Below are 19,950 nucleotides of genomic sequence, written 5' to 3' on the forward strand. Positions count from 1 at the left end.
TATATTCATTAATAATGAATTTGTAAAGTGTTTTAGTAATTGGAAGAACAACATAAGTATTTCTTTATTGTGCTGACCTAGTGTTGTTATAATATGTTCTTTCAGCAATAAAATCTGCTATTTATTAGAATGTAACTTTTAATTATATCCATAAAGGAGTAATTTAATGGTGTTAAAGCTAATCTATCAAGGTAGATTAGTCTTCTTTAATAAAGTATATGTATGATAAATAAATTGATAAAATCACTATTAAATCATCACTTGTATGATACTATATTCAGTAAAAAGGATTACGGGAAGTTTATTGTAATTTCTCGCTCACGTACGGGATCAAATTTGTTAGTATCTTTTATAAACAATTATCGCAAAATTCGAGCTTTCGGAGAAAAGTTTGTATATCTGCATAATAGAGGTACTAACTCTAGCTAGAATGAAATTTTCAGAAAGAAATCTACTAATATAATAATATAATCGGGTTTAAACTTTTTTACTATCACCCTTTAGATTTAGATGATAGATCCATATGGGAGTTATTAAAGAATGATTAGAGTATTAAAAATATTCACCTGCGCAGGCGAAATACATTAAGAGTATAACTATCTCAGAAAATTGCTCATAATACAAAAGTTTGGGTAAACTCTGGGGATAATAATGTGGCAACAGATACTAATAAAGTGCCTTTAGATATTGATGAGATGTTTAATGATTAGGAAGATACCAATAATGATATCAATCAAACCAAAAGTGCTTTTGATGAGCACCAGATGATTGAAGTGTTTTACGAGGATCTTATTCAGGATAGAATTGAAACAATGAACCGTATTTTTGATTTCTTAAATGTTTCGAGGATTCAAGTTAAAACAACAATGAAGAAACAAAATCCTGAATAAATTAAGGATCTTGTTATTAATTATGATGCGTTAAAAGAGAAGCTTATTAACTCTGAATATTCATTTATGTTAGAAGAATAATTGACTGCGTATACTAATCATTCGTTTTTTGCTATATCCATATTAAAGTAAAAAATGCACATTTGTAAATAACAATATCTTATTCCGTTATCTCTAGTATTTCAGTATTAATTAATACTTTAATTAAGCTAATATTAGCGTATCGTAACTATCCTACTAAATTTATGCACACCCGGCTTAGCGATTGAAATGGCATCCTTTGTGAGCCTTCGTTTTGGCGAGCAAAGATATAGTGAAAAGCGCGCCCCTTGGGGAAGCCCCACTAATAATAACTTTTAATAAAGTTGTGTGTTTATAACTAAACAAGTCTCTTAAAGCTTAATTTTGGAGTCAGATATAAAAAGTATGAGCAATATAGAAATACGTACCATTGATGTGGTGCAATATATACAGCCTTTGCGAGAAGGAGGTTCGATGCCAGCCATTGTTATGGCCGATGATGGGTTTCAGTATGTGCTGAAATTTAGAGGGGCAGGACATGGAAAAAAGATGTTAGTATCGGAGTTGATTGGTGGTGAGTTGGCACGTGCTATGGGACTTAAAGTACCTGAATTAGTGTTTATGAATTTAGAGGATACGTTTAGTAAAACGGAACCAGATGAGGAGATTCAGGATTTATTAAAGTTTAGTGAGGGCCTTAATTTAGGTTTGCACTTTTTATCGGGTGCTATCACTTATGATCCCTTGGTTTCTATAGCTGATTCGATGAGTGCCTCGAAGGTGGTGTTGCTTGATAGTATGATTAGTAATATTGACCGAACTGCAAAAAATACCAACCTACTGAACTGGCATAGAGAATTATGGCTGATTGATCAGGGGGCAAGCTTTTATTTTCATCATAATTGGGAAACATGGAAGAGTCATCTCGATCGTACTTTTCCTTTGGTGAAGGATCATGTGCTTTTAGAGCGTGCGGAGCATTTAGAAGAGGCTGTTAAAGAGATTAAACAAGTGATTACCATAGATAAGATTACTGAAATAGTGAATACAATACCAGAGGAGTGGCTTACCGATGAGTCGGAACCGCTTAATGCCAGCGAAATGCGTGCGGCTTATATTCAATTTTTAACTACCCGATTATCAAAAATAGATATATTGGCAAAAGAGGCTGAAGATGCAAAATAGAGTGACTTTTGAATATGCCATTATTAGGGTGGTACCCAAGGTGGAGCGCGAAGAGTTTTTTAACGTTGGTGTGTTGGTATTCTCGAAACGTAAAAAGTTTTTGGGTATTAAATATTTAGTGAACGCGCAAAAGCTCAATTGCTTTGCTTGCGATTTAGATTTAGATACCATTAACAGCTACCTACAAGCATGGGAGAAGGTTTGTAAGGGCGTAGCTAATACGGGCCGCATTTGCGATATGGAATTATCAGATAGGTTCCGTTGGCTGGCAGCAACACGAAGCACGGTTTTGCAAACCTCAAAAACACATCCGGGTTTAAGCGATAATCCGGCTGAGGATTTAGAGCGTTTGTTTACTGAGTTTGTTTTATAAATAACATTAATCCAATTATACAATCATGAATTTAAAGTTTCCCCTATTAGTGGCATTAATGATGTTTTGCATTGAAGCAATACATGCCCAAAACGTATTAAGTCCGGCAGATTTATTGAGCCTAAAGGCCAGTAGAACTGTGCAAATGCATCCTGATGGCAATCAGTTGATTTATGCGGTTTATACACCACGTACAGCTAATGAAAAACCAGGCGGTTCGCACGGAAAATACATGTTGGCCAATTTAAAAACAAGAGAATCTAAAGCCTTATTTGCCGATTCGCTTAAAGCCTATTCTCCTTTATGGAATGCCGCAGGTGATGCCTTGGCTTTTAAAATGGTGGTTGAAGGTAAGGTTCAGGTATTTGTTTCTGTTGGCGATGATTTTAATCCAATTCAGGTTACCAATGCTATTAATGGCGTTAATACTTACGCTTGGAATCCTGATGGAAAAAGCTTTGTGTACACCTCAACTTCCCTCACTACGGATAAAGAGAAAGAATTGAGAAAACGCGGTTATGGTTTTATATTTTATGAGGAAAATCTTAAAAACGATAATCTGTTTAAGGCTGAGTTTGACGCAGATTACAAACTAATTAAAGAAACGCAGCTAAGTAAAGACGTAAATGTATGGGATTTTGCTTTTGATAAAGTAGGTAAACAGTTGGCTTATACTGCTACGGAATTAAAGTTAATTGATCAGAAATATATGTTTCGTAAAATTCACATTTACAATTTAGAAACAAAAAATCTTACTCAGGTAATTGATAATGTGGGTAAATTGGGTAATTACGATTTTAGCCCGAATGGCGAGCAGCTTTGTTATACAGGTGCATTTAATATTAACGACCATGGAGTGAGTACGCTTTATACGGTTAATGTTGCTGATGGAAATATTACCAATATAACACCCGAAAAATATAAAGGACATATTGCTTGGGCCAATTGGAAATCGGACAAGGAGTTGATTTATTTAGCGCACGAAGGTGTGTATCCTAAATTATTCTCTTATAAGCCTAAAGGCGATAAGCGCACATTATTATTAGACGCAAAAGAGGCTGGTGCTATTTTTAGTACGCCAGTGTATTCTTCCGATTTTAAAGCGATGGCATTTACCGGAAATACACCTTCGGATATGTCGAATATTTATACTTGGGATGGGAAGGGAAAGCCAAGCATATTGAGTAACATCAATCCAGAATTGGCATCTAAAACACTGGGCGAACAAGAAGTTGTTAGTTTCGAAGCTCGTGATGGTTTAAACATTGAAGGTTTATTAATTAAACCCGTTAATTATCAAGAGGGAGAAAAATATCCGCTTGTGCTTTATGTACATGGCGGACCAGAATCGCATCATTCTAATGGATGGCTATCACGTTATTCAACACCCGGTCAGGTAATGGCAGGTAAAGGTTACCTAGTAGCCTATATTAATTATAGGGCAAGTACAGGTTATGGTGTTGATTTCGGAATGGAAGGATTTGGAGAGCATGCAGGCAAGGAGTTTGATGATTTAGCTGATGCGATAGATTACTTGGTTAAAGAAAAAGGTGCCGATAGAGATAGAGTAGGTATGGCAGGTGGTTCATATGGAGGTTATGCCTCGGCTTGGTTTGCCACGTATTATACTGAGTATGTAAAGGCAGTAGCCATGTTTGTGGGTATTTCAAACATTATTAGTAAAAAGGGAACTACTGATATTGCCTACGAAGAATTGTATGTTCATAGTGGAAAACCGCTTGAGGAGCAATGGGAAATGAACTTGAAGCGAAGCCCAATATATCATGCCCATAAAAGTAAAACGGCTACTTTAATTTACGGAGGTGCTGTTGACCCTCGCATTGATCCGGGCCAAAGTAAAGAGTTGTACCGCCGTATGAAAATGAATGGGCATCCTGCAGTGCGCTTGGTGCAGTACCCCGGCGAAGGGCACGGTAATAGAAAACAAGTGGGACAAATTGATGTATTATACCGCCAGATTGATTGGTTAGATTGGTACGTGAAAGATTTGAAACCATTGGATGGCCCAATGCCAAACCTTGACATTAGCGATAAGTATGGCTTAGATTGGACGTTTTAAAGTTGAATATAAATGCAGTAGGTGAAACATTGCGCTTACTGTTTAAATAGTATTCTTAATCTCTAGATATAATAATTGATGAAAGAAATAGATAAATCAAAACCAGTTTTAGTAACAGGAGCCAATGGTTACGTGGCCAGTTGGTTGGTAAAAAAGTTACTCAATGAAGGAATTACTGTTCATGCGGCTGTGCGTAACCCAAATAACGAAAGTAAAATTGCTCATCTAAAAGAAGCTGCTAAAGGTGCTGCAGGGAAATTACACTTTTTTAGAGCCGATTTATTACAAGATGGCTCATACCAAGAAGCTATGGAAGGTTGCGAGTTGGTTTATCATACGGCTTCGCCTTTTACAATGGATATTAAAGATCCTGTAAAGGAATTAATTGAACCCGCAGAAAAAGGAACGGCTAATGTGCTTCATACTGCATCAAAGATTAATTCAGTAAAAAGAGTAGTTGTTACTAGTAGTGTTGCCGCCATATATACCGATGCAATCGACTCGGTAAATGCACCCAATCGAACGCTTACCGAAGAGATATGGAATAAAACGGCATCTGTAGATTACCAGCCTTATTCTTATTCAAAAACATTGGCTGAGCAGAAGGCATGGGAAATAGCAGGTGCGCAAACGCAGTGGGATTTGGTTACTATAAATCCATCTTTAGTATTAGGTCCGGCTCTAAACCCTAAAAATACTACATCAGAAAGTATGAATATATTAAAAATGCTTGGTGGTGGCGAAATGAAAATGGGCGCTCCACGCATGGGTATTGGTGTGGTAGATGTTCGCGATGTTGCCGAGGCACATTTTAAAGCGGGTTTTACACCCGAAGCGAAAGGACGTTATATAACCTCAGCACATAATACTGATTTCCTTGAAATGGGAAAAGTGCTTTTGCCTAAGTATGGCAATGCTTACCCACTGCCTAAGCGTGCAATGCCAAAATGGTTATTGTTGTTAATAGGGCCATTAGCAAATAAACTATTTACACGTAAGTGGATACGAAATAATGTTGATGTTCCTTTTAATGCAGATAACTCTAAAATAAAGAAAGAGTTGGGAATTGTTTTTCGTCCGTTTAAAGAAATGATGGAAGAATCGTTTCAGGTAGCTATCGATGAGGGGATACTTAAGTCGAAATAGTTTATTCTATATGCATATAAAACAAAAGGATGCTTCTTAATCATGAAGCATCCTTTGTTATTTATAATAGCTAGCTATATTCAGCTTAGAATATAAAACTCCTAAAAGTCTAAACTAGTGTAAAGCACAAAACTATTGGCTGGTATTTGAATAGTAATTTGTTTGTTGGCTTTAATATTGGTTTCAATCGCTTTTGGGAAACCATCTTCATCAAGGCTTCTTTCTCCATCGATATATAAAAAGCGTTGGAAAGTTGTATTGTTAGGAATAGCTATAGTAAAAGTTTGTTCTGTTTCAGAAGTATTTACAAGCGCTATTGAAAGGTCATCGCCAGAAATACCAGCTGTTAATCGTACGCCATCAATATCTAATTCTTCTGTTTTTAATATTGAACTACCCGCCGGAAAATAGCGACACATTAAAGACCAAGTATAAAACCAAGGGCGCATTTCCTCTTCTTGTGGATTGTTGCAAAGTTCAGTTCCTAGGCTATTCCACATTCCCCATCGCTTTAATTTATTTTTGTCACCAAGGTCGCCATCGGTATGCATTGCATCATCCAGTGCCCAAGCAGCCGTTCCAGAGTAACCTATGTTCATGGCTTGTATAGCAGCATCTGCCATATCAATACCATAGCTATAGTCAAATATATCTATCTGGCTGTCAATACCTGCATGTGGATCTTGTTCAATGCGTGCTTTGTTTTCTGGTTTTCCGGTGTGGCAACCTAATTCACCAAATATGATTTGTTTTCCTTTTTCGAGCGGATACTTTGCAGCGCGACTATTAAATTTAGCGAATTCTCCATTCTGTAACGATTCAGTACTGGTGTAATCATGTACCTCATAAATACCCATGTCAGCATCTAACTGTTTGGCACATTCATCAACCCACTCAATACCGGTGTACTCTGAGTCAGGATTGTCGTGAAGAGTAACAGCATCTGGGCCAGCTACTGATACATACTCAGCTAATCCGGTCTCTCGAATTTTGTTCGCCAACAATTGAGCACCCTCGCTCCACTCTTTAAAATTACCATTGGTACTGGCCCACGTTCCATTGGGCTCGTTTACCAAGTTGTAATATTTAATACAGGTATAGCCTTTGTCAATAATAAAGTATTGTAATGATTCAATAATAATATCAATCCATTTAGGATCGTTAGCACCACTAAACTTATCCCCTAAGTTTGCTGCAACATCATGCACATGAAAAGGCGTTCCCCATTCACCTAATAATACCGTCATGTTGTTTTTCTGAGCATAGCTTAAAATCTTTTCTAGAGCTTCAACTTCTGGGGTGTCAAAATTTACAATAGGATTGTTTGCTTTATCAAAGCCAACTAAATAACGCCAGTTTGCCTGATAAACAACCCTTAGTAGTTTAGGCTGCATATAGTCTAAGCGCTCGTAATTCATTTGCCACTTATCCTCAGTCATTAGCTTGCCCCAATCCGAGTTTTCGGTAGAGGCATGGGGGTAGGCATCCCATTGTACGCCATTGCCTATAAAGTTGTTTGATATTTCGTTATTAGGGTTAATGGTTATAATAGCTTCGTTTTTCGGTGAACAAGCATATTGCGAGAGTAAACAGGTGAGAAGGCTTAGTAATTGTATGATTCTCATAACACTGAAATTTATTTGTTTGTAGTAATTTATTCCTACAAAAATAGATAGCCTGTAAGATTGTTCTAGTGATATGGAGTTCAATATTGGTGATAAGATGAAAGTACTATAAGGTATAAAATAGAAAAGAGGGAGCCTATGCAAGACTCCCTCTTTCTGTCAGCGTTTAAAGCTGAACTTATTTTGTAAACTGATACAAGTAAACGGTATCTCCTTCTTTTAAAGCTAAGGTATAATCATTACCTTCTTTTAATTCAGAAATATCTACCTTATTAGTATAAGTCTTTTTGTCTCCTATATATTCTTCTTCAACGGCTTTCTTTGTATTTCCGTCATATATTCTAAGTTCCAAAGTTTCCTTTTTAGGATTAAAGTGACTTACTACTAGGTTGTCATTATCCTCTTCCATAAAAACTTTAGAATTTTCAGGCTGATCTTTCTCAATATTTATAATGTTATGCATTTGCTGTCCATCAATAAAAACCAATGTTTCTTCGTAAGCTTCACCATCAGAATCTAACTCAACTTTGTATACGCTAGCACCCCATGAGTCGATGCTTACTTGTTCTTGTACAAAGTCTTTACCTTCCATCGATTCAGATAATAGAACATCACCAGTATAGAAGTCTTTTATTTCTAAAGATTGATATTTAGCGTCGTCGTTTAATACAGATACTACATATTTATCATCAACTTGATTATGATACACCATAACTTTATTACCTGCCTGTGCACTAAATCCGAACACTACTATTGCTGCAATTGCTAAAAAATTTTTCATCGTATATAATTTTAAATTGATTATTAACTTCACAACTAGTAGTATAAATACCATGCCATGCTAGTAGTAATAAAATGTTTATTAACAAGGCTTAAGGTATGTTTGGAATATCGGGCTGTTTTTCTATTTTGTTAACAATATAAATGTCATTTATTAACAAACCGTATTAATTATTAGTGATTTAGCCTTTGGAGTTGTTTGCCCTGAGTTCAATAATTAGTATAGTTATATGGTATGCAGAAGGGATTCATACTATTGAGAATTCTATAATAAGCCTGCATTGTTTTTAATACCCGATTTTTGTAATCATTAGTACCCTTTTAGTGATTGTGGTTATTAATATTTTGGCCGTATAATAATTCATAAAATCACACACTATGAAAAACATTCTACAAAAATCTATTTATGTCTTTCTATTTCTATTAATAGGAATGAATGCACTGGCTCAAAAGTCAACTCCGAAACATATTCAGAAAATACATGATAAAACAGAGGAGATGGCCACTGTTATGGATCTGAATGAAGATCAGAAAGCAAAGATACTCGAAATAAAACTAATGTGTTAAATATACAAGCCGAAGAAGGAAGTCAAATAAATATGGTTTCTGTTACAGGCGCTAAAGTTCGTTCATTAATTGCAAGCAGTTCAGTTGTTACAATTCCGGTATCTGATTTAGCAAAAGGTATTTATTTAATCGAAATTATTAATAACGGAACCAAGCAAGTTGAGAAGGTTCAAATAAACTAATTAAGGCTAATCTTTACTTTAAATTCATCGTTTAAAGTATCGTTATTTTGTATTACTTTAGGAAGGGTTTCGGAAACGAAACCCTTCTTTTTTGCCTCCAAATAGTGCATGTTTTCTGCATTTCACTAATTATTACCCTGTTTTCTTCATCGTTTTTACCCACATTAGTTTGTTGTGTATACATAATTTAACACTTGAAAGAAAACAATCAAAACGTATTAATTATGACGAGAAAACTACACGTATTATTAGGCTTAATTTTAATGTTAAGCGCAAGTATAAATGCACAAAATTTAATAGGAGATTTAGCCGGAGGATTTGAAGATACCTTTGGCGATTATTGGATAGCATCGCCCGATGCAGGAACCCAAATAACGGCAACCCCTGTATATTCAACAGAGCAGTTTGCAGGCGCAACAGGACATAGTATAAAGCTAGATGTTCAAATTCCTGATGGTGCTGCTGTTAACTCTATCCGCGGTAAATTTCAGGGCCAAATATTGGGTTTAGACAATACTAAAATTTATACCATTAAGTATAAAAGGTATGTTGTGGGCTCAAGTGTTGATATGTCATCTCCGGCAGAGAAATTATATTTAAGAAAAGGGACAAGTACAAATGTTGTACAAGTTAATAAAACACCGGTATCTGATATTAGTTACCAAACTTGGCAATCGGCTAAGTATGATACTTGGGAAGAATTGGAATATGATATCAACCTAAGCAGTGCAGATCAAAGCGATCTTGATATTGCTTACCTTATGATGCAAGTTAACCCGGGTTCATTTACTGTTTATTACGATGATTTCTCTATCGAAGAAAAAGCATTTGAACCATCCGTTACATTTAATATTACGCGCCCAGCAAGTACTGCTCAAAACGTGTGGATTACTTTAAATGGTACATCTAAACTAATAAGTGCCAAAACCGATCCTGTTGAAACCAGCACAACCTTTACCGGAATAGCAGCAGGTACCTACACCTACTATCTAATGGGAAAAGGTTATACAATGCATTCAGCATCTATTACCGTGGCTGCAGATGCTGATAAAATGGTTGATATTACAATAGCAGATGATGCTGATAACCTTGATAATCAACTGGTATTTTATCCTAATTATAGTTCTACAGGGCCAGTTGATAAGCTTAATAGCGAAAAATCACTAGAGAGAGCAGCATCTACATTTGTACTTAAAAAAGACGACGATATTATTTATAATTATGCAGGAACAGGGTATTGGATTGGTAATTTAAATACCGTTGGGGCAACAGCCGGAGCCATTTACACCTACCGTATGGAGTATACCGGTTCGTTATATCAAACAGCAACAGTTGAGCATCCCGAGTATAATTCGGCACCCGCAACCCTAAAGCCACGCGAAGGTTTTGTACCTGCTTTAACTACCTTAAATGCCAATTCTACTACATTTTATAAATATTTTGGATGGTACGATACCTACTTTGTAGTTAAAAACGAAAATGGCGAAGCACTTACTGCAACTATAACTATTACAGATGGCGGTATCACCAATGCTTCAACCGATGCCAATGGTGTTTATATGGCTGAGCTCCAAGACGACGGTACCACTTACAGCTACTCGGTATCTGCCAATGGTTATATCACCCAAAACGGAACATTAGAGCAGCTTGATGCAAGCGTAACTAAAGATATTCTTGAGGAAGTAATTTTAGTAGCAGATGGCGCCACAGCCCTTGCTCCACAAAGCAAGTTACTCACTAAGGTATATCCAAATCCTGCATCTAACCTTCTGAATATTCAAGCCCTCGAAGGCAGTCAGATTAACCTTATTTCGGTAGCCGGCTCAAAAGTACGCTCTGTAATTGCAACAAGCGCAGTGAGTACAATCTCGGTTTCTGATTTAGCAAAAGGCATTTATTTGGTTGAAGTAATTAACGGAACAAACAAAGAAGTACAAAAAATACAAGTCAAGTAATCACTCATTTACAAACATAAAAAATAGGCCATCGAATTTAAACGATGGCCTATTCTTTTTTGCAGCAAATTCCAGCTATTCACTATAGCCTTGTGCTTTTGTTTTAAGTATTGCTAAGCAGTGCGTGTGCTTCCTGCGGTCGCATCCGCCAGCCAAGCACTACTAAAAACAAAAGCCCAAGGGCTGCCGTTACTATCTGGGCTGCTCAGTAGTAACAATACGGCAGTAATGCTTATTAGAATATGTTTTTTTAGGCTTATTATTTATGCGCCTCGTTAGTTTGGGAAAATTTCTTTGCCCTGCCTTTGCCGGCAGGCAGGTTCCGTTTCTTGCTTCAAGGCATCGGGACAATTAAGAATTGAGTATTCTTAATTGTTTCAGGATGAAGTTGGGCCTACCTGCCGGCAGGCAGGTTTGGGCAAACAGCCCAATATGTAATTATTATTTCGAACAACTTATAACTAACTATCCTTTATGCTCTCCTTAATTAGCTTTTCTATCTCTTCAAGCTTGCCCAGCGGAATAGAATTAATGGTTTTAACCAAGTTTACTTCTTCCGAAGGTAATTTCATTTGATACAGCGGATGGTTATTGTCCACGTTACTATCGTTATTAGGTATCCATTGAATAAAATCGTTGGGCGTACACTTTAATAGTAAGCACAAGTGCTCAATGTGGTGTAAATCGATACGCAACACCTTATTGTTTTTAATACGGGTGGCCAAGTTGCCCGAAAATCCATGCTTAAGTAAAAAACTATAAGGTCTGGCTATTCCACGTGCCTTAAAAATGCGGTCAAAGTTATATTGTAACATAGTATATGGTTTTATGAAACCTGAATTTACTACAATTATTTAAACTATTATACTTCCTCTCTATATTTAGTTTGCTCTATTCTAATTAAATATACTTCTACTCTAGTAATAACATGCGATATTCGGATTTAATATACTTAGTCTCTATTATTATATACCTAAGACCTAGAATTGTCTCCTTACGACATAGGCATTATCACTTAAGACCCAATATTATAAACTTAGGACTTAATTTTACCACCCTACACCTTAGTGTTATACGCTGATGATTGAAAATTTATTTTAATTGCAAGGTTGTTATTTAGCGTTGAAAGTGAATTAGTAATGATTATAATATATTTAATTAAGTTGAACAATGGTTTATTCAAGTTGGACAAGTTTCTGGAGATAGTAGTAGTGATCATGTAATATAAGAAAGTGGATTTGTTTTAAGTGTAGGTGGTTTTTATGTTTTTGTTAAAGGTATGCCATTTACTTACGGGCTTGCAGTGGACTAAACCTGTAGTGTTTATGCAGGCGATGTTTGCGTGAGCGATAGGACTGGCATCCTTTGTGAGCCCATTATGGCGAAGCAAAGATAGAAGGGATAGCGCGGCCCAGAGGGACACGCCCTAGGGGAAAAAAGAAAGGTTCAGCCTTAACTGAACCTTTGGTGATGTTTATTGGATGTGTGTATGTTGTGCATTAAAATATGCATTTGTTTTTGCCTAAACCGGACTTATATGAGCTACTTCAATAGTAGTTCTTCCCAATAAATTAATAAATCCTTATCGCTAATGTTAGGATCTAAGCCGCGTTTTTTAAGGCTAGTTTTTAAGTAGGCATCTGACGATTTTTTAGCTTTTAGTGTGGTTTCTGGGGCCTCAGCAATTCTGTTTTCTTCAAACTTTGGCATTTGGCTTTCTAGCTTTTTAAATAGTTTGTTTTTAATGTTGGCGTAGTCCTTTTTGTTGGCCAAGTTATTTAACTCGTTGGGGTCTTGGTTTAAATCGTATAGTTCAATTTCAGGACGAGTTGAGGCCATAAATTGGGTGTACGGAGCTTTTAGTTTTCCGCTTTTGTAGTACTCGTGATACAATGTGTAGGCCGGATATTGTAATCTTTTGTAACTGCTCAGTTGCATGTAGGGCTGATTTGGCATTCTATTCCAAATTAATTTGTATTGGCCATCGCAAATGCTTCTGATGTTATCAGGGGCATCGCCAGCTCTATCTCTGAAGGCATAAATGTATTTGCGCTTGTTGGGTTTTTTGCCCAAAAGGTCGATGCCTTGCATGTGTTTGGGTTGTTTGATATTGGCCATGGCGAGGGTAGAGGCTGCAACATCAATCAGGCTAATTAATTGCTCATCAACAGTGCCTGCGTTTTTGCCGTCGGGGTAACGCACAATAAGCGGAATATGTATGCCACCTTCGTACAAAAATTGCTTGTCGCGTAGGTGCGGGCGACCATGATCGCCAAATAATATGACAATGGTATTGTTGGCCAATCCTTCTTCTTCGAGGCGTTTTAATATTTGTCCTACATAATTATCGGCATGCTGTACACTCTCTAAATACCAAGCCCAATCGGCTTTCAGAAGTGGGTAATCAGGGTAGCATTTGGGCATTGAAACAGTTTTGTAATCTATTGGGTGCTCCTTGTCGTGATGAAAAGTTCGGTGTGGATCGTTAATTTGAATTTGTGCAAAGAAAGGCTGCCCTTCAGCGCGTGTGTTCCAATTAATATCGTCGTACTCTATTTTATTGGTAAAGTTGTAATCGCCCTTGCCTTTCACTTTAGGATTGCGGGCATTACCGTTGATGCAATAATAACCAGCCTCTTGAAAGTAAGTAACAATGGGTTCAATGCCTTGGGGTAATGGGGTTTTGTCGATGGTACGGTGATCGTGACTGTTAACGCTTGGCGGATACATACCCGTTATCATTGACGATCGACTGGCCGAGCACACTGCTGCATTGGAGTAGGCCTTGGTAAACCGAATGCCTTCGCTGGCTAATTTATCCATGTGCGGCGTGTATACATCGGGGTTGCCATAGCAGCCCAGTTCAGCACCTAGGTCGTCGCCATTAATCCATAAAATATTAGGTCGGTCTTGTGCTTGTATTTGTATGCTAAGTAGCACGAGGAGTGCTATTGCTATTGAATTAAGTAATTTCATTGCTTTGTAATTTTAGTTTTGTTGTATGTTTTAATGGGCAGCCTAAATTTCATTAGACTGCGTTATTTAGGACTTACTTTTGTGGATATTCCTTAGTAACAATAAGTGGTATTTGAACATTAAATGAATGTCGTACTTTATTGGCATCTAAGGTGTCGGCAGCGCAGAGTAGGGCTACGGGCTCACCATTTTCGATAAATACCTGAGGGCGTTCGAGGTGAGTGAATTGTTGGGTGCGGCCATCTTCCCAAGTGAAAATACGTTCTGATATTTCAAAATTCTTGGCTTTATTCCAGTGTATGCCATCTTCCGAATCGTAGTGAACCAATGAGAATAAACGCTTTTTGCCTTCGTGGCGGATGCGTTTCACAACGGCTCTAAAGCGGCCTTCTTGATACCAAATGTATGGATCTTCGGCAGGGAAGTGTTCTCCCGGAAAAGTAAATACCGGATCAGGAAACTTCTTAAATGGTCCGGTTGGTGTATCCCCAATGGCCACGCAATGTACAACGGGTCCGTAGTTAGGGGCAGGGCTTTTTTTGCCAACACCTTTATATACCATAAGAATTTTTCCATCGGGCATCTGACAAACCGAAGGGTTTGAAGTTACGGCTGCATCATAAGCTAAGCTATCGTGTGTAATATCTAATACGGGTTCATCAAAGCGTTTCCATGGCCCATTAGGACTATCGGCAACAGCCACTCCAATACGTTGATTGTTGCGATGTAGCCAATTTATACGGTGCTTTCCTGGGACTCCAACAATTTTACCATCGCCGGTATTTCCCATGTGGTATAAGTAATATTTACCATTAAATTTATGTACGGTTGGGTTGTGCGTACACATGCCATCCCAATATTCAACGCCTCTTACAGGCAATGCTACATCTTTAAATTTAAAAGGGCCAAACGGAGAATCGGAAACAGCATGGGCTATTTCAGAATGTGAAACCCAAACCCAACCCGGCGCTTTTGGCCAACGCGAATAAAACATGTGGTACAAACCATCTTCGCCTTTTACCAAGGAACCACCCCAATGGCTTAAACTGTCACCTCCGCTAAAAACGGAACGTTTCTCTACTTTACCAAATTCAATTTTATAATCGGGATTTCCTTTTTTAGGTTGAGAGCAAGCAAAACATGCTATGACGAGAAGAGCTAAAATTGTTTTTTTCATATATCTTAATTTAAGTTCTGATTGTAATATTAGGCGCAGTAATTTCTCTACTGTAATACTGTTACTACATTTAAAAGTATGGTTAAATGATTTTTTATTAGCATCTTCACCTGTTCAATTGCAAAACAAAAGAATGAATAACTTATTGTGTTGATAAGTAGGTTTTTATAAGTTGGTAAAAAAGGGTGTTCATAGTGTTAAAACAGAATAAAATTCAAAATAAATTAATGGTTTTGGTTGAACGAAAGTTTAACCATGGCAAAAGAAAACTTTGGAAGAATAAAGACTTTGAAAGTTTGAGTTTTGAGATTCATCGTGATACTAAAATTCTGATTAGTGTTGCTACTTTAAAACGTTTTTTTGGTAAGGTTAAAACTGCCGACGATTATAAACCGCAGCAAACTACCTTAGATGCTTTAAGCCTTTATGTTGGGTATATGCCTACTGATGATACTCCATTTACCCAAAGAAACAGATGGATAGGGGCTGCAGCCGTGGTAGTTATTATTATGGTAGCAGTATTTGTAATCAGTAACTTAACTAAAAAGAGTACTACTCTTGCTCCTTCAGGGACCATAAGTTTACTTAAAACAGAGGGTAAGTGCCCTACTACCGCCTACTTTAGCTATACTGTACCGGAAACAAAGGAGCCATTGTTTATCGACTTTGGTGATAAATCGCGCAAGTATAATATTACTGTCGATGGTAAATGTTCGCATTTTTATGCCTATCCAGGATATTTTAATGTGACTTTAAAAGGTGATAAACGCAGCAGCTCAGGTACCCTTAAAGTACTAGCTGGCACTGAAGAGTGGAATGCTTTGGCTTATTATTTTAAATTGGAGAATAGGGAGCGTTATTATACCATACCAATGGAAAACTGCATCAAGGATGGTATTTTTTATGCCTCAAAAACTGACCTTCAAACTATTGGGGTCAATACCAATGAGGTTGTGGTTGTTAAGCTCGATAATTACAAGAAAACCGGTAAAAGTGGAGATCAGTTTATATGTACATCCACTTTTAAAAATGTTTCCGATTGGGCTGCGGTGCAATGCTATGCAACGGTTATATCAATTGTGGGAGAAAACGGAAAAATAGAACTCAAGTTTGTAGGAGAGGGCTGTAGTCGTTTTTGTGAAATGACGCTAGGTGAGCAATCATATGATAATATCAATAACGATTTAAATGGCTTTGTGGTAAATCCGGATAATTGGATTGATATGATGCTTGTTAATAAAGAAAAAGTAATTGATGTTTTCGTTAATAAAGAGCTTGTTTTCACAGGGAGTTATACCGAGTCAATCGGAAATATAATGGGCGCTTCTATTTCTTTTAACGGAAGTGGATCGGTCAATAACTTTATGCTTAAAACCTTAGATAATAAAAGTATAATTACAACTGATTTTTAGGGGGCTTTGGTTTTAATAGAAAAAAAAAGCTCCCCGAAGGAAGCTTTTATTATTCTGTTTTATAGGTATTATAAGTTTTGCTCAATCTCACCACCTATGTCTGCTTCTCTGTAACCTTCAAAAGTAATTTTGAATGAGTGCGCGTGCTGAGTTGGTAAGTTTTTAGGCGCTTTAATAACAAGTCCTTTAGAGTTTCTTTCCCACTCTAGTTTCTCATCGCTACCTAATAAGCTCACGTTTTGGATAGGGTTATTTACCACACCTAAATCAGTGCTGAAAGTTTTAATTACGATATCCTTTTTAGGTGAATCCATAATGATAGCATACATTTCTGTATCAGACTTTTTAGTAAAGCGAATATCTGTATCTTGGTATACGATCTTTTTGCGCTCAATTTTATGACCACCTGCAGGTAAGCGAGTTGGACCCTCTCCAAAAATCGTCCAAGGACGAGTTTTATAAATAGCATCTCCATTAACCTTTAACCAATCTCCCATGCCAATTAAAAGGTCTTTCATTTCCTGAGGAATAGTACCGTCTGGGTTTGGTGGCACATTAAGTAGCATGCTACCGTTTTTAGATACAATATCAACTAAGATATCAACCAACTCATTAGTGCTCACAAATTTAGCATTTGAACGGTAGAACCATGCACCTGGCGAAGTATCGGTAATCCATGCCTGCTCTTTCATTTGATTCGGACGACCACGTTCGTAATCTCTAATGGCAGTTTCTTCTGTAAATGTAGTTTCTTTAAATAATACAGCTACATCTTTATTCCACTCAATACCTTTGTTATAATAGTATGCTAAGAATTCTTTTCTGCATTCTTCAGTCATATTCTCCAACCACCAGTCAAACCATAAACAATCAGGCTGATATACATCGATGTATTCTTTTAACTTAGCCCACCATTGCTCATGAAATTCAGCATCTGGCATTTTATCATCCATTGTGTGCTTGTTGGTATATAAGTCATAATCTTTAGGATCAACTTTTCCGTACATATGAGATGGAGCATAATACATCCATGTAAATGCATGGTGGAATGAAGCTAAAAACTTCATGTCGCGCTTTTCAATCTCTGTTTTTAACTCTTTAGAAACGTCAATACCACCGTAGTTTACAGAGTTCCAACGTGTAGCTTTACTATCCCACATGGCAAAGTTATCATGGTGCATAGCAACAGGACCAGAAAATTTTGCTCCTGATTTTTCGAATAACTCAGCCCACTCAACCGCATCAAAGCCACTAGGATCGAAGTTTTCGATTAAATATTTGTAGCCATACTTTTCTTCCTCAGTAGGGTCTCCAAATAATTCAGTATGATGAAGGTAATTAGATGTTGGTTTGCCATTGTTTTTACCTGTGCTCCAGTTCGGTACTCCGTTCTTTCCGTACATCATCATGCCATGCCAACCAGCCATATGTTGCTTTGGTTTCATATCAACAAAAGCTTGAGAAACAGGTCCCCAGTGGGCATAGATACCAAATTTAGCATCTTCAAACCATTCTGGAACTTGGTTAACAGTATTTAATGACTCCCAGTCAGGAGTAAATTTTGTTTCGGCCTCGGCCTTTTTATCACAGGTGCCCTGACCACAGCTAGCTAGTAGTAATGTACCAGCTACTCCAACCATATAAACCTTTTTAAGTGATTTTCTTAGTATCATAAATAGTTATATTAAATATTCGTTATTTCATCACAATGTAAAAGTATTGTAAAACCACAAGAACTAGGGGGTATAAAAAAACAGTAAAACGGAGGAATTTTAGAAAAACTATTGCAATAGTGTACTACTGCGTAATTACCCCCGCATATATAGCCTGTTTTACACGCCATCGATCTATACTTTTATAATAATTTTAGCTAAAAATATTTCTTATTATGAATTTACTCAGAAGACCTATTAAAATTTTAGCACTGTTTGCAATGTGTGGCACAGTATTTAGTTGCACGCAAAAAGTAGAAAAGAAGAAGAAACCGAATATAATTTATATCATGTCTGACGATCATACCACTCAAGGAGTAGGTGTATATGGAAGTCGTTTGGCAGCCTTAAATCCAACTCCGGTTTTAGATAAGTTTGCCAACGAAGGAATGATATTTGAAAATTGTTATGTGACGAATGCTATTTGTACGCCAAGTAGAGCTGCAATAATTTCGGGACAATATAATCATACCAATGGTGTAATCGACTTAGAAGGACACATTGACGATAAACAATATTTGCCCGAAGAGTTAAAAAAGTTGGGTTATGAAACTGCAATAATTGGTAAGTGGCATTTACACACTGAGCCATCTGCTTTTGATTATTATAAAGTACTAGTTGGACATGGTGGCCAGGGTGAATATTTCGATCCTGTTTTTATAGAAAAAGGAATGGAGTATGAATTTCCGGTAACTAAAAAAACTAAAACCATTAAAACAAAAGGTCATAGTACCGATGTGATTACTGACATCACAATTGATTGGTTAAAAAATCGTGATGATTCAAAACCATATTTCTTGATGCATCATTATAAAGCACCTCACGATATGTTTGAGTTTGCCCCAAGATATGCCGATTATCTTGAGAATACGCATATGCCTGAGCCTGCTAGTTTATATGATAACGAAAATAATGGTTCGGTTGGTACTAAGGGATACAATGATGAATTGATTCATGTAATCGGATCATCAGTTTCACACCGTAATACCATTCGTAATATGGGTATGCATATGGACATTGATCAGGATATTGCAGACCCTGAGTACACCAAATTAACTTATCAAGAATATATCAAACGCTATTTGCGATGTGTAAAAGGTGTGGATGATAATTTAGCACGTTTATTCGCTTATCTTGAAGAAAGCGGTGAATTAGATAATACCATTATTATTTACACAGGCGATCAAGGTTTTATGTTAGGAGAGCATGATTATATTGACAAACGTTGGATGTATGAAGAGTCTATGCGTATGCCTTTCATAGTTCGTTACCCTGAGGGAATAGAGGCTGGTATGCGAACAGATGCCATTATCAATAATACTGATTTTGCGCCTACTATTATTGAGATGGCAGGTGGTGAAACGCCTGATTATATGCAAGGCAAAAGTTTCAAATCTATTTTAGAAACAGGGGAAGAACCTGCTGATTGGCGCGATGCTACTTATTACCGTTATTGGATGCATATGGCACACCGTCATGCAAATCCAGCACATTTCGGAATCAGAACAAAAGACTATAAACTGATTTTCTTCTACGGAAGATATTGGGTTGATACCGATGATCCTAATGCTTCATGGAATAAGAAATCATGGGGTAACGATTTTACAAGACATACACCTCCAGCTTGGGAATTATATGATTTAAAGAATGATCCTAATGAAATGAATAATGTATACGGTAATCCTGAATACAAAGAGATTCAGGATCAGTTGAAAATCAAACTTAAAGCTTTACGCGAAGAGGTAGGTGATACAGATGAAAACTATCCTCATATTAAGAAAGTGGTTGATGCCAATTGGGATAAATAAGCGGATACGTGCAAATAGTGAGCGCATAAGTTTAAACGATTGGTACGTATATAATTTACTT

The 19,950-nt window shown here is 37.0% G+C and carries 16 protein-coding genes; 10 read left to right on the forward strand and 6 right to left on the reverse strand.

The window, feature by feature from the left end:
- Window positions 1–728 precede the first annotated feature (728 nt).
- The 5 genes from QMO11_RS21975 to QMO11_RS01965 all read left to right on the forward strand — a co-directional run bounded on the left by QMO11_RS21975 (window position 729) and on the right by QMO11_RS01965 (window position 5,695).
- Window positions 729–890, forward strand: a complete 162-nt coding sequence (locus QMO11_RS21975) for a sulfotransferase (protein WP_425595533.1) — start codon at window positions 729–731, stop codon at window positions 888–890.
- A 426-nt stretch (window positions 891–1,316) separates the two neighbouring features.
- On the forward strand, window positions 1,317–2,096 hold the full coding sequence (locus QMO11_RS01950) for a HipA family kinase (protein WP_282035784.1): 780 nt from the start codon (window positions 1,317–1,319) through the stop codon (window positions 2,094–2,096).
- Window positions 2,086–2,469, forward strand: coding sequence for a DUF3037 domain-containing protein (locus QMO11_RS01955; protein ID WP_282035785.1), 384 nt, complete (start codon window positions 2,086–2,088; stop codon window positions 2,467–2,469). Before QMO11_RS01950 ends, QMO11_RS01955 begins: the two co-directional genes overlap by 11 nt.
- Window positions 2,470–2,494: 25 nt before the next feature.
- On the forward strand, window positions 2,495–4,549 hold the full coding sequence (locus QMO11_RS01960; RefSeq protein WP_282035786.1) for a S9 family peptidase: 2,055 nt from the start codon (window positions 2,495–2,497) through the stop codon (window positions 4,547–4,549).
- Window positions 4,550–4,627: 78 nt separating this feature from the next.
- Window positions 4,628–5,695, forward strand: a complete 1,068-nt coding sequence (locus QMO11_RS01965; RefSeq protein ID WP_282035787.1) for an NAD-dependent epimerase/dehydratase family protein — start codon at window positions 4,628–4,630, stop codon at window positions 5,693–5,695.
- A 101-nt stretch (window positions 5,696–5,796) separates the two neighbouring features.
- On the opposite strand, the gene QMO11_RS01970 is transcribed toward QMO11_RS01965, so the two are convergent.
- Together QMO11_RS01970 and QMO11_RS01975 are read right to left on the reverse strand one after the other, a co-directional pair.
- Complete coding sequence (locus QMO11_RS01970; protein WP_282035788.1) at window positions 5,797–7,320, reverse strand: cellulase family glycosylhydrolase; 1,524 nt, start codon at window positions 7,318–7,320, stop codon at window positions 5,797–5,799.
- Between the two features lie 178 nt (window positions 7,321–7,498).
- The gene (locus QMO11_RS01975) at window positions 7,499–8,101 is read right to left on the reverse strand and encodes a hypothetical protein (RefSeq protein WP_282035789.1); all 603 of its coding nucleotides are present in this window, start codon (window positions 8,099–8,101) and stop codon (window positions 7,499–7,501) included.
- 377 nt (window positions 8,102–8,478) lie between these two features.
- Between QMO11_RS01975 and QMO11_RS01980 the strand changes: the two genes are divergently transcribed.
- The 3 genes from QMO11_RS01980 (at window position 8,479) to QMO11_RS01990 (ending at window position 10,804) form a co-directional block, all read left to right on the forward strand.
- Window positions 8,479–8,667: a hypothetical protein gene (locus tag QMO11_RS01980; protein ID WP_282035790.1), complete on the forward strand. Its 189-nt coding sequence runs from the start codon at window positions 8,479–8,481 to the stop codon at window positions 8,665–8,667.
- Complete coding sequence (locus QMO11_RS01985; protein WP_282035791.1) at window positions 8,661–8,849, forward strand: T9SS type A sorting domain-containing protein; 189 nt, start codon at window positions 8,661–8,663, stop codon at window positions 8,847–8,849. Before QMO11_RS01980 ends, QMO11_RS01985 begins: the two co-directional genes overlap by 7 nt.
- Before the next feature lie 224 nt (window positions 8,850–9,073).
- Window positions 9,074–10,804, forward strand: coding sequence for a T9SS type A sorting domain-containing protein (locus tag QMO11_RS01990; RefSeq protein ID WP_282035792.1), 1,731 nt, complete (start codon window positions 9,074–9,076; stop codon window positions 10,802–10,804).
- A 461-nt stretch (window positions 10,805–11,265) separates the two neighbouring features.
- On the opposite strand, the gene QMO11_RS01995 is transcribed toward QMO11_RS01990, so the two are convergent.
- The 3 genes from QMO11_RS01995 to QMO11_RS02005 form a co-directional block, all read right to left on the reverse strand.
- Window positions 11,266–11,619, reverse strand: a complete 354-nt coding sequence (locus tag QMO11_RS01995; RefSeq protein WP_068472900.1) for a helix-turn-helix domain-containing protein — start codon at window positions 11,617–11,619, stop codon at window positions 11,266–11,268.
- Between the two features lie 727 nt (window positions 11,620–12,346).
- On the reverse strand, window positions 12,347–13,780 hold the full coding sequence (locus QMO11_RS02000) for a sulfatase family protein (protein ID WP_282035793.1): 1,434 nt from the start codon (window positions 13,778–13,780) through the stop codon (window positions 12,347–12,349).
- 73 nt (window positions 13,781–13,853) lie between these two features.
- Window positions 13,854–14,957: a glycoside hydrolase family protein gene (locus QMO11_RS02005; RefSeq protein ID WP_282035794.1), complete on the reverse strand. Its 1,104-nt coding sequence runs from the start codon at window positions 14,955–14,957 to the stop codon at window positions 13,854–13,856.
- Between the two features lie 194 nt (window positions 14,958–15,151).
- On the opposite strand from QMO11_RS02005, the gene QMO11_RS02010 reads away from it, so the two are divergent.
- Complete coding sequence (locus QMO11_RS02010) at window positions 15,152–16,369, forward strand: hypothetical protein (RefSeq protein WP_282035795.1); 1,218 nt, start codon at window positions 15,152–15,154, stop codon at window positions 16,367–16,369.
- Window positions 16,370–16,437: 68 nt separating this feature from the next.
- Here QMO11_RS02010 and QMO11_RS02015 read toward each other — a convergent pair whose 3' ends face one another.
- A complete protein-coding gene (locus QMO11_RS02015; protein WP_282035796.1) occupies window positions 16,438–18,042 on the reverse strand; it encodes an alpha-L-fucosidase in 1,605 nt (534 codons plus the stop codon).
- Between the two features lie 215 nt (window positions 18,043–18,257).
- Here QMO11_RS02015 and QMO11_RS02020 point away from each other — a divergent pair, with 215 nt between their 5' ends.
- Window positions 18,258–19,889: a sulfatase family protein gene (locus QMO11_RS02020; RefSeq protein WP_282035797.1), complete on the forward strand. Its 1,632-nt coding sequence runs from the start codon at window positions 18,258–18,260 to the stop codon at window positions 19,887–19,889.
- Window positions 19,890–19,950 lie beyond the last annotated feature (61 nt).

This window comes from Saccharicrinis aurantiacus (assembly GCF_947489045.1).
Lineage (GTDB): Bacteria > Bacteroidota > Bacteroidia > Bacteroidales > Marinilabiliaceae > Saccharicrinis > Saccharicrinis aurantiacus.

What these genes read in the sequence shown, in the direction of transcription:
- QMO11_RS01950 (WP_282035784.1), top strand. Translation starts at nt 1,317, where the DNA reads ATGAGCAATATAGAAATACGTACCATTGATGTGGTGCAATATATACAG.
- QMO11_RS01955 (WP_282035785.1), top strand. Translation starts at nt 2,086, where the DNA reads ATGCAAAATAGAGTGACTTTTGAATATGCCATTATTAGGGTGGTACCC.
- QMO11_RS01960 (WP_282035786.1), top strand. Translation starts at nt 2,495, where the DNA reads ATGAATTTAAAGTTTCCCCTATTAGTGGCATTAATGATGTTTTGCATT.
- QMO11_RS01965 (WP_282035787.1), top strand. Translation starts at nt 4,628, where the DNA reads ATGAAAGAAATAGATAAATCAAAACCAGTTTTAGTAACAGGAGCCAAT.
- QMO11_RS01970 (WP_282035788.1), bottom strand. Translation starts at nt 7,320, where the DNA reads ATGAGAATCATACAATTACTAAGCCTTCTCACCTGTTTACTCTCGCAA.
- QMO11_RS01975 (WP_282035789.1), bottom strand. Translation starts at nt 8,101, where the DNA reads ATGAAAAATTTTTTAGCAATTGCAGCAATAGTAGTGTTCGGATTTAGT.
- QMO11_RS01980 (WP_282035790.1), top strand. Translation starts at nt 8,479, where the DNA reads ATGAAAAACATTCTACAAAAATCTATTTATGTCTTTCTATTTCTATTA.
- QMO11_RS01990 (WP_282035792.1), top strand. Translation starts at nt 9,074, where the DNA reads ATGACGAGAAAACTACACGTATTATTAGGCTTAATTTTAATGTTAAGC.
- QMO11_RS01995 (WP_068472900.1), bottom strand. Translation starts at nt 11,619, where the DNA reads ATGTTACAATATAACTTTGACCGCATTTTTAAGGCACGTGGAATAGCC.
- QMO11_RS02000 (WP_282035793.1), bottom strand. Translation starts at nt 13,780, where the DNA reads ATGAAATTACTTAATTCAATAGCAATAGCACTCCTCGTGCTACTTAGC.
- QMO11_RS02005 (WP_282035794.1), bottom strand. Translation starts at nt 14,957, where the DNA reads ATGAAAAAAACAATTTTAGCTCTTCTCGTCATAGCATGTTTTGCTTGC.
- QMO11_RS02015 (WP_282035796.1), bottom strand. Translation starts at nt 18,042, where the DNA reads ATGATACTAAGAAAATCACTTAAAAAGGTTTATATGGTTGGAGTAGCT.
- QMO11_RS02020 (WP_282035797.1), top strand. Translation starts at nt 18,258, where the DNA reads ATGAATTTACTCAGAAGACCTATTAAAATTTTAGCACTGTTTGCAATG.